Consider the following 16,239-nt stretch of genomic DNA (forward strand, 5'->3'; position numbering starts at 1 on the left):
GTTATACCGGCGCGCTCCGCAGAATGAAAGCTTTCCGTGCCGGCATCCCCATTCCGGCCGTTGATACGGAGCGTTCATCGACGTGACTACCCTCCTGTCCTATCTGCTGGTCGTGGCGGCCGGCATCAGCGTCGCGTTGCAGCAAGTGCTCAACGCGAACCTCCGCGCGCAGCTCGGCTCGCCGTGGTGGGCCGGGTCGGTCAGCTACCTTGTCGGCCTGGCCGCGATGCTGGCCGTCGCGCTGCTGTCGCCGCATCCGCGCCTGAGCGGCCCCTTCCCCGGCGCCGGCACGTGGTTCAGCTGGACCGGCGGATTCTTCGGCGCGCTATTCGTCGGCATCGCGATATTGATGGTGCCGCGACTGGGCGCGGCCACGACGCTCGCGCTGATCGTCGTCGGGCAGATGACGGGCGCGCTCGTGTTCGACCACTTCGGCGTGCTCGGCATCGAACGGCATTCGGCCAGCCCGGTCCGCATGGCCGGCGCGGCGTGCCTGATCCTCGGGGTCGTGCTGATCCGCGCGTGAACGCAAGGCCGTCGGCGCGCGCGTGCGTGCCGACCCGCCGGCCACGCACGCGCACGTTACGACGCTCACGCGTAGTGCATCATCACCGACTTGCTTTCCGTGTACTGGTCGATCACGGCGCGGCCGAGTTCGCGGCCGAAGCCCGACTGCTTCATCCCGCCGAACGGCAATGCGTTGTCGAGCAGCGAATGGCAGTTGACCCACACCGTGCCGGCCGCGATACGCGGGATCAGCTTGTGGATCGCCGACAGATCGTTCGACCAGATGCTCGCGCCGAGGCCGTACGGCGTGTCGTTCGCGAGTTGCACGGCCGTATCGGGATCGTCGAACGGCATCGCGACAAGCACCGGCCCGAAGATCTCCTCGCGCACGACGCGCATCGCCTGCGTCGCATCGACCAGCACGGTCGGTTCGACGAAGAAGCCGGGGCCGTCGATCGCGCGGCCGCCCGCCGCCGCGCGCGCCCCTTCGCCGAACCCCGAATCGATGTAACCGCACACGCGTTCGCGCTGCTTCGCGGAGACGAGCGGGCCGATCTGCGTCGACGGGTCCATCCCCGGGCCGATCTTCAGGCTCGCGGCGATCTGCGCGACGCGCTCGATCACGCCGTCGAACACCTTCGAGTGGATATACGCACGCGAACCGGCCGTGCACACCTGCCCCTGGTTGAAGAAGATCGCGTTCGCGACGCCCAGCGCGGCCTTGTCGAGATCGACGTCGGGCAGCACGATCACCGGCGACTTGCCGCCGAGTTCGAGCGACATCCGCGTCATGTTGTCGAGCGCCGCGTGGCCGATCGTCTTGCCCGTCTGCGTCGAACCCGTGAATGCGATCTTGTCGATGCGCGGATCGCGCGACAATGCCGCGCCGGCCGTGCGGCCGTCGCCCGTGACGAGATTGACGACGCCGTCCGGGAACCCGGCCGCCTGGATCAGTTCGCCCAGTCGCAGCGCGCTCAGCGGCGTGTCTTCGGCGGGCTTCAGCACGACCGTGCAACCGGTCGCGAGTGCCGGCGCAATCTTCCACGCCGCCATCAGCAGCGGGAAATTCCACGGGATGATCGCGCCGACCACGCCGACGGGCTCCTTGCGCGTATAGGTAAAGATCTCGCTGTCCGGCAGGTACGGCATGCCGGCGTCGATCACGCTGCCTTCGATCTTCGTCGCCCAGCCGGCCATGTAGCGGAAGCACTGCGCGGCCATCGCGACATCGAGCCCCTGCGCGACCGTGACCGGCTTGCCGTTGTCGAGCGACTCGATCTCGGCGAGCTCGCGCGCGTTCGCTTCGATCAGGTCGGCGAGCACGAGCAGCAGGCGCTCGCGGTCGGTGGTCTTCGCGGTGCGCCACGGGCCCGCATCGAATGCGCGCCGCGCGGCGGCCACCGCCTGCTGCACGTCGCGCTCGTCCGCTGCGGGCACGCGCGCGATCACGGTGCCATCGGCCGGGTTCACGACATCGAGCTGGCGGCCCGACGCGGCATCGCTCCACTCCGCGCCGATCAGCATCTTCTTCGGCTTCGCGAGAAATGCGCGCGTCGCGTCGAGCAACGCAAAGGTTTCGTTCGTCTCCATGTCCACGTTTCCTTGATTCGTCGAATGAGCCGGTCAGTAACGGTCCGTGATGCCGTCGATCCCGCGCGCCTGCAACGCACGGACCAGTCCGGCGCGCACGGTCGCGACGTCGGCGAAGGCGGGGCGGCGATGCGCGGCGACTTCGGCGGCCGTATAGGGCCGGAAGTCGCGCGGCAGCGCATCGCGGTTCATCGTCACGAGCACCCAGTTGAGCACGTCGGCCAGATCCTGGTCCGACAGCGCCGAATTCGACGCGCCGGGCACGCGCATCACGTACTCGCGCCCGGCCGGCAGATGCGTGAAATAGCCGAGCGAATTCGCGAGTGGCGGCACCTTGCCGGGAATGCCGCCGCCCGTCGCCGTATGGCAGCCCATGCAGTTGAGCACCCAGTGCTGTCGCGCGAGCGTCGCGTCGGCCGCGCCGTCGGCATGCGCGGGCGGTGCGACCGCCGACGCGACGGCACCCGCCAGCAGCAGCCACGACGACAGGCGACGCGATACCCCGCCGAGCCGCGCCGACGCGCCCCGCCTTCCCGGGGCACCGGCGTGCGCGCGGGACGCGTCGGCGCCGTTCACAGGCCGAGCCCCTTGATCACCACCGCGCGTTGCGCATGCACGGCCGTGCCGTCCATCTGCTTCGCCCGCGCCGCGCGGATATCGGCCGCCGTGAACGGCTTCGCGTCGCCGTGCTGCGCGTTGAGGTCGAACACGACGTAGTTGAGCAGGTGCGCGATGTCGTCGTCGCTCGCGCTTGCGAACGACGGCATCTTGAAGTTGTAGCGCTTGTCGTGCACCGTGATCTCGCCGAACATCCCGTGCAGCAGCGTCGCGATCAGTTGCGCACGCCCCGGCTCGGCCGCCGCGTACTTGCCCGGATACTCGGTCAGCGGCGGCGCGAGGCCGTCCTGCCCTTTCCCGCCGGCCTGGTGGCACACCGCGCACTGCGCATCGAACAGGCTTTTCCCGGCCGGGTCATGCACGGTTTCCTGCGCGCCGGCCGCACCCGGCAGCGCGAAGGCCGCCATCGCGGTCATGCATGTCAAGACGATCTTTCCTGCCTGCATCACGTTCATTGTTTTGCCGCTCCCAGCAGAACCGAAACCGAACAGTGGTAATTCGAATTGCCGTTCGCCATGCACCAGTTGATGTCGTTGTTCAGCGACAGCTTGTACAGCGGCTTCTCGCGCTCGTTGCGGTTGCAGAAGCACTTGCCGCACGACGTCTTGCCGCAGCAGTCGTTGTACGACACGATGTAGTCCGAACCGTCGTGCGGGTTGCGGCAGGTGCCGATCCACGTAATCGGCGAAGGCGTCGTGCCGGGCGGGCAGCTGCTCGACGTGCCGCCGCAGCAACTGCAGAGCCAGCCGTCGATCGCGCAGTATTTCCAGTAGTCGCAGCTCATCGGGTCGTCGCTCGCCCCCGCGGCGGCGCCTGACGCGCCCGATGCCGCATCGGCCGCGTACGCGGTGCGGTCGACCGGCAGCAACGGCAGCAGCGCCGATCCCACCAGCACCTTGCCGAGCTTCGCCATCGCGCTGCGCCTCGAACTGTGCTGCGCGACGCCGCGCGCCGACCGCTCGAACCATGAATCAAACAGGCCCATGTCGTTGTTCTCCCATGACGTTGTAAGTGGGTCGGCCGGTCATGCGTGCTGCGCATGCGCGTCGTGGCTGTGATCGCCGTGCACGAACGCCTGCAGCGACGCGACGCCGCGCTCTTTCGCCTCGAACAGGCTCTCGAGATGCTCGCGTGTGTTGACGAGCCCCTTCGCGCGCACCGTGCCGGTTTCGTCGAGCAGCACCGCGTACGGCAGCTTGCCGATCTGGTAGGCGAGTCCGAGTTCCTGCGACAGCACGTACGGGAAGCGTCCGAGGTCGTGCTTGCGCGCGAAGCGCGCGTGTTCGTCGACGTCGCCGTCGCTCGCGAGCACGATGTTCACCGGCGTCGCTTCGCTTGCCTGCAGCGACGGCAGCAGCGGCAGCAGCTTCTTGCAGACCGGGCACGTCGGCGACAGGAAGAACAGCAGCGTCGCCTTGCCGGCCGCATCGAAGCCGCCGACCTTCACCTGCGCGCCGCGAATGTCGGTCAGTTCGAATGTCGGCGCGATCGCGCCGACCGCCGGCCCCTTGTCGATCATCAGCGCGCCGGCCGGCATGATGCGTTCGTACAGGATGCCGATCTGGCGCACCAGCGCGAGGCAGATCGCGCCGAGCGCGAGGACGGCCACCCACAGCAGGGCGGTGGAAACGGTGAGAGCGGTTTGCATCATGAATTCCTCAAGTGGACAAGGCGCGGGACGTTGGCGAGCAGCACGTCGACGGTGAGCAGCGCGCAGACGATCAGCAGCGCGGAGAAGAACAGCGTCAGGTAGTCGAACCACACGACGGCGCGCGTGCCCGGTTCGACGAACGCGGTCGCGGCCAGCGCGGCGAGCAGCAGCACGCGGCCGACATGCAGCCAGCCGATGCCGCGCGGCGCGTCCGCGCGCGCGGCGGTGAAGCCGGAACAGCCGCAGTCGATGTCGGTATGGCCGCGCAGCAGGTTGATCGCGAGCCCGGCCGCGAAGGCCAGCAGCAGCGCGATCAGGCCGAGCGCACCGGCCATGCGCGTATCGGGAAACAGCAGCGCTGCAGCGCCGATCGCTTCCGCGAGCGGAATCGCGAACGCGACGGGCGCGGTCAGCGTATCGGGCAACAGCCGGTAGCCGGCGAGCGCCCGACGGAACGCGGCGGGCCGGCGCATCTTCGCGAAGGCGCCGAGCAGCACGACGACGGCCGCGCCGGCTTGCGCGCTGGTGGCGAGTACGGGATCGAGGGTCATCGCGGCCTCACGGGTTGACGAGCAGCGACGACGTATTGCCGATCTGCTTCTCGACGTGCTGCAGCTTGCCGGTGCGCGCATCCATCACGACGAGGTCGGACGTCGCCGTCAGTCCGTAGAACAGCGGCTTGTCGTCCTCGCTGACCTGGATCGACACGAGCGGGTCGACCTTCTGCTGCGCGAGATCCCAGCGCGCGACACGCTGCTTCGACTTCAGGTCGTACACCCACACCTGCGTGCCGGGATCCTTGTGCGAGCCGTCGGCGCCCTTGTGCATCAGCACGTAGTAGCGGTTCTGCCTCGCCTGCACGGCCGTCTGCTGCATGCCGCCGGGGCGCCAGCCTTCGGTACGCTCGGCGTCCGTCAGCAACGGCCACGGCTTGCCGAACGCCGGCTGGTCGCCGCCGAAATCCGCGCTGCGCACGTTGCCGCCGTATGTCGTGAACAGATAGCCGCCGTTGTACCGCGACGCGTTCACGAAGGCCGGATCCTTGTCGACGTCGATGAACGCGTCCGACATCGTGCGCTTCGTTTCCTTGCCGTTCGCGTCGAGCGTGACGCTCAGCGCCTTGCCGCTCTCGCACAGCGCGGTGAAGCGGTCGTTGCCCGACGGATACGCGAGCACGCAGGCGGCCGTGTCGATCTCCGACAGCACCTTCTTCGTGACGGCGTCGATCACCGTCACCGACGCGGCCGGCGTGATGTTCGCGACGTACAGCCGCTTGCCGTCGGCGCTGAACGCGGTGTTGTACGGCGACGGCACATGCTGCGCATGCTTGGCCGGAATCACGATCTCGCCCGCGTGATCGAGCGTCGTGTTGTCGGTCATCTCGACGACGTCGGTGCGCGTGCCGTGCGAGCCGCGCGAGAAGTAGGTCGTCGCGACGAAGCTCGTCTTGTGGTCCGGCGAGATCGCGAGGCCGGGGCCGAAGCCGCCGTCGATCTGGCCGAGCAGCCTCTTCGCATCGGCGTCGTACACGTAGATGCGCCCGTCGGTCATCGACGGCATCGAGATGTCGACGATATAGACCTCGTGCGGATGCCATGGCGGCATCTTCTGCACGACCAGCTCCTCGGGCTGTTCCGTCGCGTTCGCGCTGCCGGCCCACGCCGCCGCGCACGCCAGCGTCGCCGCGAGCGCCGCGCTTCGTCGCCTTGTCCTCATGTCGCCTCCAGTTGGGGATTCACGTAATGTGGGGCGACTGTAGTTCGACAATAAATCCGGTCAGCACCCGGACCGGCAACGCGTGCGTGCCGATTCGGGATATTGGAAATGCGCGTGAAAGCCTCGGCGGCGGGACGCCTTCCGACCCTCTGAAGAATGCGCGCGGAATCGCGCTCCCCCTTATTGCGCCGACCGCTCGGCCGGTTTAATCTTTCGCGGTCCTGCTCGACACCCCCGGAGGCGCTGTGTTCGTGTTTCACGAGATGTTCGACGACGCGGACCGGCATGCCGAGGCGCTGCGCGGCTGGAACCAGCGCTACGACCAGATCGGCCCGGGTTCGTACCGCAGCGCGGTCAAGCACGCGATGCTCGACGGCCTGCAGCTGTTCCAGGAAGCCGCGAACGTGCGCATCATCCAGCGCGGCCGGCTGCCGCCCGGCGATACGGTGTTCGGCATGCCGCTCACCGGCGCGGGCGCGTTCGCGTTCGGCGGCGCACGGATCGAACGCGGCACGATGGTGGTGGCACGCGGCGGCGTCCCGTTCGAACTGCATTCGCCCGACGACATGTCGCTGATCGGCGTCGTCGCCGATGCCGACCTGCTGCAGCAGGTCGAGGATGCCGCCGATGTGCGCGTCGACGAAGCGACGCTGCGGCGCGGCGTCGTCGACATGCCGACGGCCGTGCTGATGCGCGCGAGCGTGCAGATCGCGACGCAGCTCGAACGCGTGCTGTCCTCCCCCGAGACATACGCCGACGCACGCGTGCAGCGCGAGCTGCGCGGCGAAGTCGGCAACGTGCTCGTCGATCTGCTCACGTACCGGATGCCCGAGCCGTCGAACCGGCTCACGCATGCATGCCGCGCCGACATCGTGCGCCGCGTGCACGACTACGTGATCGGGCACCCCGAAGCGCCGGTCGACGTGCTGAGCCTGTGCGCGCAGTTGCGCGTGAGCCGGCGCACGATGCAGAACAGCTTCCAGTCGGTCGTCCAGACGAGCCCGTTGCACTATGTGCGCTCGCTGCGCCTGTCGCAGGTGCGACGGATGCTGCTCGACACGCGGCAGGCCGAGGTGCCGATCAGCGATGCCGCCGCGCGCTGGGGCTTCATCCATCTCGGTCATTTCGCGAACGCGTACAAGGCGCAATTCGGCGAACTGCCGTCGACCACCGCGCGCCGTTCCATGCGCGGCACAAAAACGCGCTGACGCGCGCAAAACCCGCGATAATCTCCCGCTGACCGTTCGGCGCGTGCGAACCGGCGCGGCGCAGGCCCGCCCGATCGCCCCCCGTGCGACGCGAGACGACCACCGGATTCGATCCCCTGCCCCGATGCCCGAGGATTTTCACTTCCTGTTGCTGCCCGGTTTCTCCGCGCTCGGCTTCATGTCGGCGGTCGAACCGCTGCGCGTCGCGAACCGCTTTCGCACCGAACTCTATCGCTGGCACGTGATCAGCGCCGACGGCGCGCCCGTCGCCGCGAGCAACGGCATTCCGGTCGCGGCCGAAGCCGCGTGCGCGGACGTCGAGCAGGTCGACACGGTGTTCGTCGTCGCGGGCTTCGATCCGCTCGTGTGCTACACGCGCGCGCTCGGCGACTGGCTGCGCCGCCAGCACCGCCACGGTGCGACGCTCGGCGGCATCGATACGGGCAGCTTCGTGCTCGCGGAAGCCGGGCTGTTCGACGCGTCGCAACCGCTCACGCTGCACTGGGAAGCGCTCGCCGCATTCCGCGAGCGCTATCCGGGCCTGAATGCGACGCAGGAACTGTTCGAGATCGACGACCGGCGCATCACGTGCGCGGGCGGCACCGCGTCGATCGACATGATGCTCGACCTGATCGGCCGCCGGCATGGCGCCGACCTCGCGGCGGCGATCTCCGAGCAGTTCGTCGTCAGCCGCATCCGGCAGCGCTCGGACAGCCAGCGGCTCGAGATCGCCGCACGCTACGGCGTGCACAACCGCAAGCTGATCCAGGTCATCGGCACGATGCAGCAGCACATGGAGAACCCGCTCGGCTCCGACGCGCTCGCGCAGGATGTGTCGATCACGCGGCGCCAGCTCGAACGGCTGTTCAGCGCGACCTTGAACGACACGCCGACGCACTTCTACCTGAACCTGCGCCTCGATCGCGCGCGCGAACTGCTGCAGCAGACCGACATGAGCATCACGTCGGTGTGCGTCGCCTGCGGGTTCGAATCGCCGTCGCATTTCTCGCGCACGTATCGCGCGCGGTTCGGCGTCAGCCCGCGCAGCGATCGCCGCGCGACGCGCTGATCGTCGCGGCTTTTAATCACAATCCGGCGCGGTATTACGCGTTCCGGCAGCGTTTCCCGCCGTTCGCTGAACAATGCCGGCGATTGATCGGTCAACCGAGGCGATCATCGAAAATAATTTGGAATGTCGCCGAAAATATTCTGTAACATACCTCGCAATTAGATAGGCAGCCTAACGAGGCGCGCGACGTGCTCGACGCATCTCGTCCCGCACGGGCCGCCACCGATATTAATATCGATCCGAGGGGTAAGACATGACGATGCTCGATTCGCCGTCGCCGCACCTGCCTGCCGTTCGCTTCTCCATCGCCTCTTCCGCCTGTTTCTTTTCGACCTGACATTTAGGTTTCCTTAGTCAGTCGACACTCCCAACACCGCTTCGCCGCACCGGTTCCATCGAACCGGCGCGCGGGCCGTGTCGTGCCTGCGCGCCACGAGCGCGCGGGCGTGTCCAACCGTTGAGATGAGGATCACGTATGCAGACATCACGCAACGCATTGCCGCTCGCCCTGGGTCTCGCGCTCGGCTTCGGCATCGTCGGCGGCACCCTGGCCGATACGAAGGTGTCGAACCCGCTGGCCGCGAGCCTGCGCGAAAGCCTGACGCGCGGCGTCGCGCCGCCGGCCGCGAAATCCGATACGGCCGGCGGGCAGTTCCGCGCGGACGGCGTCGCCGTCACGCTGTACAACCCGGCCTATCGCGCCAGGAAGGCCGCCACGACGCCCGCCGCGACCGCACGCGACTTCGTCGCATCGCAGGCGGCGCAACTCGGGCTCGACGCGACCGCGCTCGCGAGCCTCGTCGTCACGTCCGAGCGCAACGACGCCGACTTCACCGTCGTACGCCTGCAGCAGCAGGCCGCCGGACTGCCCGTGTACGGCAGCGACATCGCGGTGACGGTCGCGAAGGACGGCCGCATCCTGTACGTCGCGAGCAACACGATCAACGGCGTGGTCGCGACGACGCGCAAGTCGCAGGCCGTCGACCAGCAGCAGGCGCTCGACCGCGCCCGTGCGTATCTCGGCGTGAGCGGCTTCACGCATCTCGACGCGCGGCTCGTCGCGTTCGTCGACCAGGCCGGCACGCACACCGCGTGGAAGGTGCGCGGCCGCCCGCAGGACGGGCCGAAGGGCGACTGGGAATTGCTGATCGATTCGGGCAGCGGCGAAGTGCTGCGCGCCGAGGACAAGGCGTTCTACGCGACCGACGGCACCGGCTTCGTGTTCCGGCCCGATCCGCTGTCGCCGACGAAGAGCAGCTACGGCAGCACGGGCTACAAGGACAACAACGACGCCGATTCGACGCAGCTCACGGCCGCGCGCGTGCGCGTGACGCTGAAGGATCTCGCGCAGTCGGGTTCGCGCTACACGCTGACGGGCCCGTACGCGGCGTGCATCGATTTCGATGCGCCGCTCGACAAGGCATGCCCGTCGCAATCGACGCCCACGTTCGAGTTCACGCGCGGCAACCTGTACTTCGAGGCCGTGAACGCGTACTACCACATCGACACGTTCCTGCGTTACGTGAACCAGACGCTCGGCATCAAGGCGCTCCCGTACCAGTACACCGGCGGCGTGCAGTACGACCCGCACGGCGAATCGGGCGACGACAACTCGTCGTACTCGTCGAGCAGCGGCCGGCTGACCTTCGGTCAGGGCGGCGTCGACGACGCGGAAGATGCGGACGTCGTGATCCACGAACTCGGCCACGGCATCCACGACTGGGTGACGAACGGCGGCCTGTCGCAACAGGAAGGCTTGTCCGAAGGCACCGGCGACTATCTCGCCGCCGCGTACAGCCGCGACTTCAACCAGTGGAGCCCGTCGGACGCGCAGTACCACTGGGTCTACAACTGGGACGGCCACAACGAATACTGGGGCGGCCGCGTGACCAACTGGAACGTCGGGCGCACCTATGCGCAGGCACGCGGCGCGGAGATCCATACGGCCGGCCAGTACTGGGCGTCGTGCAACCTCGTCGCGCGCGACGCGATCGGCGCGCAGGCGATGGACAAGGCGTTCCTGAAAGGGCTGTCGATGACCAACAGCTCGACCAACCAGAAGGCCGCCGCGCAGGCCGTGCTGACGGCCGCATCCGCGCTCGGCTACAGCAACGCGCAGCTCACCGCGATCGGCAACGCGTACAACAAGAGCTGCACGTACGGCGTGACCGTCCCGCAGAAGTCGTAATTCCGCAGCAGGCGGGAGTGCGGCGCACGACCTGCGGCGCGCTCCCTTCATCGACATCGACATCGCCATCCTCACGAGATCGAACATGCCTACTCTGAAACCGACCCGCCTGAGCGCCGCGCTGGGCGGCATGCTGCTGACCGCCGCCGCGCACGCGACCCCCGTCTGGATCACGCTCGGCGACACCGCGTTGCGCCAGCTTCAGCGCATCGATGCAAGCGTCACCGTGCAATACAGCACGACCGTCGATGCCGGCAAGACGGCCGACGGCGCCGCGCGCCGCGAAACCGTTCACGTCGTCGAGATCGACGATTCACGGCTCGGCGACCTCGCCCATGCCGTCCACCATACGCGCGGCCACGGGCCCGGCTACGTCGTGCACGATTCGTTCGACGACGCGCGGCAGGCACTGCAGCCGCTGCCCTTGACGCTCGCGAAACAGGCGGCGGCGCCTGTGTACAAGGTGTCGAACGCGCCGCAGATCGGTACCTGGATCCAGCAATTGCAGGCCAGCAACATCGTCGGCACGATCACGTCGCTGTCCGGCTTCACGAACCGCTACTACACGACGTCGCACGGCGTCGCCGCGTCGGACTGGCTCGCGCTGCAATGGAAACAACTGGCCGGCTCGCGCGCCGACATCACCGTCGAGCAGTTCGCGCACACCGGCTTTCCGCAGAAATCCGTGATCCTGACGATTCGCGGCAGCGATCCCGCCGCCGGCACGATCGTGCTCGGCGGCCACCTCGATTCGACGGTCGGCCGCACGACGGAGAACACGCGCTCGCCCGGCGCGGACGACGATGCATCGGGCATCGCGAGTCTCACCGAAGCGCTGCGCGTGCTGATCGCGAACGACTACCGGCCGAAACGGACGATCAAGTTCGTCGGGTATGCGGCCGAGGAAGCCGGCCTGCTCGGCTCGAAGGCGATCGCGAAGCAGTTCCGCACGCAGAACGCGAACGTGGTCGGCGTGCTGCAGCTCGACATGACGAACTACAAGGGCGATCCGAAGGATATCTACCTGATCACCGACTACACGAGCTCGGCCCAGAACACCTACCTGACGAACCTGGCGAAGACCTACCTGCCGGAACTCGCGATCGGCACGTCGCAGTGCGGGTACGCGTGCTCGGATCACGCGTCGTGGAATGCGCAGGGTTATCCGGCATCGTTCCCGTTCGAGGCCGACCAGAACGACAGCCCGTATATCCACACGGTGAACGACACGCTGGAGAACTCGGACCGGCAGGCGAACCACGCGCTGAAGTTCGGCAAGCTGGCGCTGGCCTATGCGGTCGATCTCGGCGGGAACGCCGCAACGACGGCCAAGCCCTGACCGATCCGCGGCGCGCGGCCGTTCACCGTCACGCCGGAACGGGTGGCGCCGCGCGCCCCCGTTCCGATGCCGCGGCCCCTTCCGGATAGAATCGCCGTTCGACCACTACCGCACCCCGGTGCTCCGCCATGACCGATTTTTCCCGCTCCGTCGACGATCTGTCGCCCGCGCGCGTCACGACCGCGTTCGACCTGCCCGGCCACACGACCGTTCGTTCGCTCGGCGTCGTGCAGGGCATCGTCGTACGCTCGCGCTCGATCGTCGGCTCGTTCGGTGCGTCGCTGCAGACGATCTTCGGCGGCAACATCACGCTCTATACGTCGCTGTGCGAGAAAGCGCGCCAGCAGGCCTTCGACAAGATGCTGACCGACGCGCGCAAGCTCGGCGCGAACGCGATCGTCGCGATGCGCTACGACTCGACCGAAATCGGCTCGGGTGTCACGGAAGTCATCTGCTACGGCACGGCCGTGCGCGTGACGCAGGACGCGTAACGCCCGTCACGCGTCGCGCTCGAGCGATTTCATGTTCGTGAGCTGCGGGAACAGCCGCATCCACGTGAGCGCAACCGCGATCGTCGCCGCGCCGCCGACGACGATCGCCGTCGGCGCGCCCCACCACGCGGCCGTCACGCCCGATTCGAATTCGCCGAGCTGGTTCGACGTGCCGATGAACAGCGCGTTGACCGCGCTCACGCGACCGAGCATGTCGTCGGGCGTGCGCAACTGCACGAGCGACAGGCGCACGACGACGCTGATCACGTCCGACGCGCCGAGCGCGGCCAGCGCGACGAGCGACAGCGCGAAGTGCCGCGACAACCCGAACACGATCGTCGCGATGCCGAACGCGATCACGCCGCCGAACATCGCGCGGCCCGGCCGCCCTTTCAGCGGAAAGCGCGTGAGCCACAGCGTGCCCGCGAGCGCACCGACCGCCGGCGCCGCGCGCAGCGCGCCGAGCCCCCACGGGCCGACCTGCAGGATGTCGCGCGCGTAGATCGGCAGCAGCGCGGTCGCGCCGCCGAACAGCACCGCGAACAGGTCGAGCGACAGCGCGCCGAGGATCGCCGGCTCGCGCCGGATGAACGCGATCCCCGAGAACACCGAGCGCAGCGTGACCGGCTCGCGGGCAGGCGGCGCGCCGCGCAACGGAATCGTGCTGCTCAGCATGGCAGCGATCGCGAATGCGGCGACGCTCGTCCCGAACGCGACGGGCGCACCGACGCCATAGAGGAGCCCCCCGAACGCGGGCCCGAGGATCTGCGCGGCCTGGTTCGCGGACGTCGACAGCGCGGTCGCGCGTGGCAGGTCGGTGCGCGGCACGACGGCCGGCAGCAGCGACGACACCGACGGCGACTCGAACGCGCGCGCCGTGCCGACGATCGCCGCGAGCGCATACACGGCCGGCGCGGCCAGCCACCCTTGCACGGCGCCGAGCAGGAACACGCCGGCGGCCAGCGCCTCGACACCCTGGCAGATCGTCGCGATGCGCCGGCGGTCGTAGCGATCGGCCACCTGCCCGACGACGAGCGTCAGCGCGAACATCGGCACGAACTGCGCGAGCCCGACGAGGCCGAGCGCGAACGCGCTGTGCGTGAGCGCGTAGACATACCAGCCGATCGCAACCGACAGGATCTGGAAAGCCAGCGAAGACATCACGCGCGTGCCCCAGAAACGCTGGAACGGTGCGTGGCGGAACAGGTTGGCGGGTAACGGAGACGGCGAACTGGAGTCGGGTAACGGGGCGGTCATCGGCGAGACGTCATCGAAGGAAGGCCGGCGATCGCCGATACGCGATGCGGCCAAACCGCGATGATAGCTTCAACCGCCGAAACCCTGCCGCACGCCCGGCCGAGGCAGGCGCGGCCGGCATGCGCCGCGCGACGCCGCATCGAATCGCACCACGAAAAAAAAAAGCGCGAACCTCGGTTCGCGCCAAAGAGAGATCTCGCTGAAGACGTCGCTGCCCTGCCCCACCCCGCTCAGAACGAATGCCGCATCCCGATCCGCACGTCGGCCTGCGTCTGCGTCGTCGACGGCGTGAAGCTGTAGCCGACCACCGCATCGACGCCCTGCGACGCGCGCAGGTAGTCGCCGGAGATATACACGTCGGTGCGCTTCGACAGCAGGTAATGCAGGCCCGCCGTGCCCTGGTTCCAGTGATGGCCTTCGAAGCGCGTGTGCTGGTAGCCCGCGATCAGGCTGAGCGCCGGCGTGAACTGGTACAGGCCGCCGCCTTCATACACCTGCATGTGCGACGACTGGCCGAAGCCCTTGATCGTCGTGTACGAGAAGTTGGCGTCGAGCGTCAGCTTGCCGATCGTGTAGCTCGAGCCGATGCCGAACGTGCCCTGGCTGTCGACGTCCATCGGCGTGTTCGCGAACAGGTCGGTGCGCGCGCCGGTCGCCGGGTCGACGGTGACGGTCTGCTGGCCGAGGAACGTGTGCGTGCCGATCATCGCGTACGGGTCGAACGCGTAGATACCGTTCGGGTTGTTCAGGCGCGTGTACGCGGCGCCGATCGAGAAGTCGCCCTTCGTGAAGCTCGCGCCCGCGCTCCATGCGCTGTTGCGATGGAAGTTGCCCGCGACGTTGCCGAACGAGTACATCGCGCCGACCTTGAAGCCGTTGAGGTCGTTCGACAGGAACTTCACCGAGTTCGGCAGGCGGTCGCCGTTGAAGCGGTCGAAGTCGCCCTGGTGGATCGCATAGCCGCTGCCCCACGCCGAGATGTTGTAGATCGACACGAGTTCGTTCGTGATGTCGAGCTGGTTGCCGAACGACAGCGTGCCCCAGTCGTTCTGCAGGCCGACATACGCCTGCCGGCCGAATTCGGCGCCGCCGAAGCCGAGTTGACCGTTGCCGAGGCGGAAGCCGCTCTCGAGCGTGAACACGGCTTTCAGGCCGCCGCCCAGGTCTTCGGTGCCCTTCAGCCCGAAGCGGTTCCCGTACGCGACGCCGTCGTCGAACTTGACGACGTGCGAGCCGCCCGTGTTGTTCACGTACGTGATGCCCGCGTCGAGAATCCCGTACAGCGTCACGCTGCTCTGCGCGTGCCCGATGGCGGGAATGCAGGCCGCGCATGCAAGCGCGGCGGCTACGGCAACTTTCGTGTGCTTCATTGTCGACCACCCTCCCTGAACCGTTCGATGGATAGAATCTCGTCCCGGCGCGTGCCGCGATGCGCCGGCGGATTCGAATTCAGACCGCCAGCTGGCTTCGGCATTTCGTTTTCCGCAATAACGCAGCCATTGGCGAAAAATACAAACCCATATTTCTCGCCACCCGTCTGAAGGCGACACTAAATGGTCACGATGCGACCGGTCGGGAAAACACGTAGACGGGCGGCACGGCGAAAACGGCCGCCCGGCGGGAGGGAATCAGCGGCCGTCGAGGGCCGCGCGCACCGCCGGCAGGCCCGGTGCGCCGGCCGCCGTCGTCACGCCGTCCAGCCAGCCGGCGACCAGCGCCGGGTCGGCCTTCAGCGCATGCTGCGCCGCGAGCGCGGGCGACGTCTTGTTGTCGAGCATGTCGGCGATCATCCGGTTCTCGACGTCGACGGAGAACGTCATCTGCCGGAACAGGCGTGCGAGGTTCGCGCACTGGCCGGCGAACCCGGCACGCGTGACCGTGTTGACCGTCGCACCGCCGTAGTTCGGGCCGAAGTACGCATCGCCGCCGGACAGATAGGTCAGATGGAACTTCGTGTTCATCAGATGCGGCTCCCAGGCCAGGAACACGATCCAGCGCTTGTCGCGCACCGCCCGCTCGACCTGCGTGAGCATGCCGGTCTCGCTCGATTCGACGAGCGACCAGTTCGACGGGCCGAGCGCGTGGTCGGTGAGCATCCGCTTGATGTTCTGGTTCGCGGGCGCGCCGGGCTCGATCCCGTAGATCTTGCCGCCGAAGCGGTCCGCATGACGCGCGAGATCGGCGAACGTATGCACGCCGGCGGCCGCCACGTAGTCGGGCACCGCGAGCGTGAACTTCGCGCCGCTCAGGTTCGCGTGCAGCACGTCGATCGACTTGTCGTCGACGAACGGCTTCACGAGCGGCGCCTGCGCGGGCATCCAGTTGCCGAGGAACACGTCGACCTGCCCTTTCTTCAGCCCCTGGTACGTGATCGGCACCGACAGGTTCGCTACCTCCTGCCGGTAGCCGAGCGCCTTCAGCACGACACCCGCCATCGCGTTCGTCGCGTCGATGTCGGTCCAGCCGGGCGCCGCCATCTTCACGTCGCCGCACGTCCGAGGGTCGGCCGCCCGTGCGCCCTGCGTCGTCACCAGGCACGCGGCCGCGGCGAGCGCCGCGCCGATCCGGATTGCTGCATTGCATTGCCGTTTCATCGTCCGCTTCC

At 67.9% G+C, this 16,239-nt stretch carries 16 protein-coding genes; 6 read left to right on the top strand and 10 right to left on the bottom strand.

The features are described 5' to 3' along the window. Nucleotides 1-82: 82 nt before the first annotated feature. On the top strand, nucleotides 83-526 hold the full coding sequence (locus WJ12_RS31395) for a DMT family transporter (RefSeq protein WP_034186116.1): 444 nt from the start codon (nucleotides 83-85) through the stop codon (nucleotides 524-526). 65 nt (nucleotides 527-591) lie between these two features. On the opposite strand, the gene WJ12_RS31400 is transcribed toward WJ12_RS31395, so the two are convergent. From WJ12_RS31400 to WJ12_RS31430, 7 genes are read right to left on the bottom strand one after another with little or no spacing between them, the layout of a single operon-like run. Then, on the bottom strand, nucleotides 592-2,097 hold the full coding sequence (locus tag WJ12_RS31400; protein WP_059556893.1) for an aldehyde dehydrogenase family protein: 1,506 nt from the start codon (nucleotides 2,095-2,097) through the stop codon (nucleotides 592-594). Nucleotides 2,098-2,130: 33 nt separating this feature from the next. Further along, nucleotides 2,131-2,673, bottom strand: coding sequence for a c-type cytochrome (locus WJ12_RS31405; RefSeq protein WP_059556894.1), 543 nt, complete (start codon nucleotides 2,671-2,673; stop codon nucleotides 2,131-2,133). After that, a complete protein-coding gene (locus WJ12_RS31410; RefSeq protein WP_034186114.1) occupies nucleotides 2,670-3,170 on the bottom strand; it encodes a c-type cytochrome in 501 nt (166 codons plus the stop codon). The genes WJ12_RS31405 and WJ12_RS31410 overlap by 4 nt, the downstream gene beginning before the upstream one ends. After that, nucleotides 3,167-3,700, bottom strand: coding sequence for a methylamine dehydrogenase light chain (locus tag WJ12_RS31415; protein WP_034186113.1), 534 nt, complete (start codon nucleotides 3,698-3,700; stop codon nucleotides 3,167-3,169). Before WJ12_RS31415 ends, WJ12_RS31410 begins: the two co-directional genes overlap by 4 nt. Nucleotides 3,701-3,739: 39 nt before the next feature. Further along, entirely contained in the window at nucleotides 3,740-4,366 is a 627-nt protein-coding gene (gene mauD / locus WJ12_RS31420; RefSeq protein WP_059556895.1) for a methylamine dehydrogenase accessory protein MauD, read from the bottom strand. Next, on the bottom strand, nucleotides 4,363-4,917 hold the full coding sequence (locus WJ12_RS31425; RefSeq protein ID WP_049029089.1) for a MauE/DoxX family redox-associated membrane protein: 555 nt from the start codon (nucleotides 4,915-4,917) through the stop codon (nucleotides 4,363-4,365). The genes mauD and WJ12_RS31425 overlap by 4 nt, the downstream gene beginning before the upstream one ends. Before the next feature lie 7 nt (nucleotides 4,918-4,924). Beyond that, nucleotides 4,925-6,082 (bottom strand): amine dehydrogenase large subunit, encoded by a 1,158-nt coding sequence (locus WJ12_RS31430; RefSeq protein ID WP_059556896.1) that lies wholly within the window; start codon nucleotides 6,080-6,082, stop codon nucleotides 4,925-4,927. 245 nt (nucleotides 6,083-6,327) lie between these two features. Here WJ12_RS31430 and WJ12_RS31435 point away from each other — a divergent pair, with 245 nt between their 5' ends. The 5 genes from WJ12_RS31435 (at nucleotide 6,328) to WJ12_RS31455 (ending at nucleotide 12,377) form a co-directional block, all read left to right on the top strand. Then, nucleotides 6,328-7,290, top strand: coding sequence for a helix-turn-helix domain-containing protein (locus WJ12_RS31435; protein ID WP_059556897.1), 963 nt, complete (start codon nucleotides 6,328-6,330; stop codon nucleotides 7,288-7,290). Nucleotides 7,291-7,414: 124 nt separating this feature from the next. Continuing rightward, nucleotides 7,415-8,359 (top strand): GlxA family transcriptional regulator, encoded by a 945-nt coding sequence (locus WJ12_RS31440; RefSeq protein ID WP_034186108.1) that lies wholly within the window; start codon nucleotides 7,415-7,417, stop codon nucleotides 8,357-8,359. 475 nt (nucleotides 8,360-8,834) lie between these two features. Further along, a complete protein-coding gene (locus tag WJ12_RS31445) occupies nucleotides 8,835-10,547 on the top strand; it encodes a M36 family metallopeptidase (protein ID WP_059556898.1) in 1,713 nt (570 codons plus the stop codon). An 85-nt stretch (nucleotides 10,548-10,632) separates the two neighbouring features. Continuing rightward, a complete protein-coding gene (locus WJ12_RS31450; protein WP_059556899.1) occupies nucleotides 10,633-11,886 on the top strand; it encodes a M20/M25/M40 family metallo-hydrolase in 1,254 nt (417 codons plus the stop codon). Nucleotides 11,887-12,014: 128 nt separating this feature from the next. Then, the gene (locus tag WJ12_RS31455; protein ID WP_034186105.1) at nucleotides 12,015-12,377 is read left to right on the top strand and encodes a YbjQ family protein; all 363 of its coding nucleotides are present in this window, start codon (nucleotides 12,015-12,017) and stop codon (nucleotides 12,375-12,377) included. 6 nt (nucleotides 12,378-12,383) lie between these two features. Here the strand turns inward: WJ12_RS31455 and WJ12_RS31460 are convergent, their stop codons facing one another. From WJ12_RS31460 to choX, 3 genes are all read right to left on the bottom strand, one after another. Then, entirely contained in the window at nucleotides 12,384-13,634 is a 1,251-nt protein-coding gene (locus WJ12_RS31460) for an MFS transporter (protein ID WP_034186104.1), read from the bottom strand. 230 nt (nucleotides 13,635-13,864) lie between these two features. Continuing rightward, nucleotides 13,865-15,004 carry a porin gene (locus tag WJ12_RS31465; protein WP_034186103.1) on the bottom strand — a complete coding sequence of 380 codons (1,140 nt, stop codon included), beginning with the start codon at nucleotides 15,002-15,004 and terminating at the stop codon, nucleotides 13,865-13,867. Between the two features lie 258 nt (nucleotides 15,005-15,262). Continuing rightward, nucleotides 15,263-16,228 (bottom strand): choline ABC transporter substrate-binding protein, encoded by a 966-nt coding sequence (gene choX / locus WJ12_RS31470; protein ID WP_034186214.1) that lies wholly within the window; start codon nucleotides 16,226-16,228, stop codon nucleotides 15,263-15,265. Nucleotides 16,229-16,239: the final 11 nt, after the last annotated feature.

Origin of the sequence: Burkholderia seminalis, assembly GCF_001718535.1 — a bacterium.
In the GTDB taxonomy this organism is placed as follows: domain Bacteria; phylum Pseudomonadota; class Gammaproteobacteria; order Burkholderiales; family Burkholderiaceae; genus Burkholderia; species Burkholderia seminalis.

Bases quoted from the DNA above. Each gene is read 5' to 3' on its own strand.
- WJ12_RS31400 (WP_059556893.1), bottom strand. From the start codon at position 2,097: ATGGAGACGAACGAAACCTTTGCGTTGCTCGACGCGACGCGCGCATTT.
- WJ12_RS31410 (WP_034186114.1), bottom strand. From the start codon at position 3,170: ATGAACGTGATGCAGGCAGGAAAGATCGTCTTGACATGCATGACCGCG.
- WJ12_RS31415 (WP_034186113.1), bottom strand. From the start codon at position 3,700: ATGGGCCTGTTTGATTCATGGTTCGAGCGGTCGGCGCGCGGCGTCGCG.
- mauD (WP_059556895.1), bottom strand. From the start codon at position 4,366: ATGATGCAAACCGCTCTCACCGTTTCCACCGCCCTGCTGTGGGTGGCC.
- WJ12_RS31425 (WP_049029089.1), bottom strand. From the start codon at position 4,917: ATGACCCTCGATCCCGTACTCGCCACCAGCGCGCAAGCCGGCGCGGCC.
- WJ12_RS31430 (WP_059556896.1), bottom strand. From the start codon at position 6,082: ATGAGGACAAGGCGACGAAGCGCGGCGCTCGCGGCGACGCTGGCGTGC.
- WJ12_RS31440 (WP_034186108.1), top strand. From the start codon at position 7,415: ATGCCCGAGGATTTTCACTTCCTGTTGCTGCCCGGTTTCTCCGCGCTC.
- WJ12_RS31445 (WP_059556898.1), top strand. From the start codon at position 8,835: ATGCAGACATCACGCAACGCATTGCCGCTCGCCCTGGGTCTCGCGCTC.
- WJ12_RS31450 (WP_059556899.1), top strand. From the start codon at position 10,633: ATGCCTACTCTGAAACCGACCCGCCTGAGCGCCGCGCTGGGCGGCATG.
- WJ12_RS31455 (WP_034186105.1), top strand. From the start codon at position 12,015: ATGACCGATTTTTCCCGCTCCGTCGACGATCTGTCGCCCGCGCGCGTC.
- WJ12_RS31460 (WP_034186104.1), bottom strand. From the start codon at position 13,634: ATGACCGCCCCGTTACCCGACTCCAGTTCGCCGTCTCCGTTACCCGCC.
- WJ12_RS31465 (WP_034186103.1), bottom strand. From the start codon at position 15,004: ATGAAGCACACGAAAGTTGCCGTAGCCGCCGCGCTTGCATGCGCGGCC.
- choX (WP_034186214.1), bottom strand. From the start codon at position 16,228: ATGAAACGGCAATGCAATGCAGCAATCCGGATCGGCGCGGCGCTCGCC.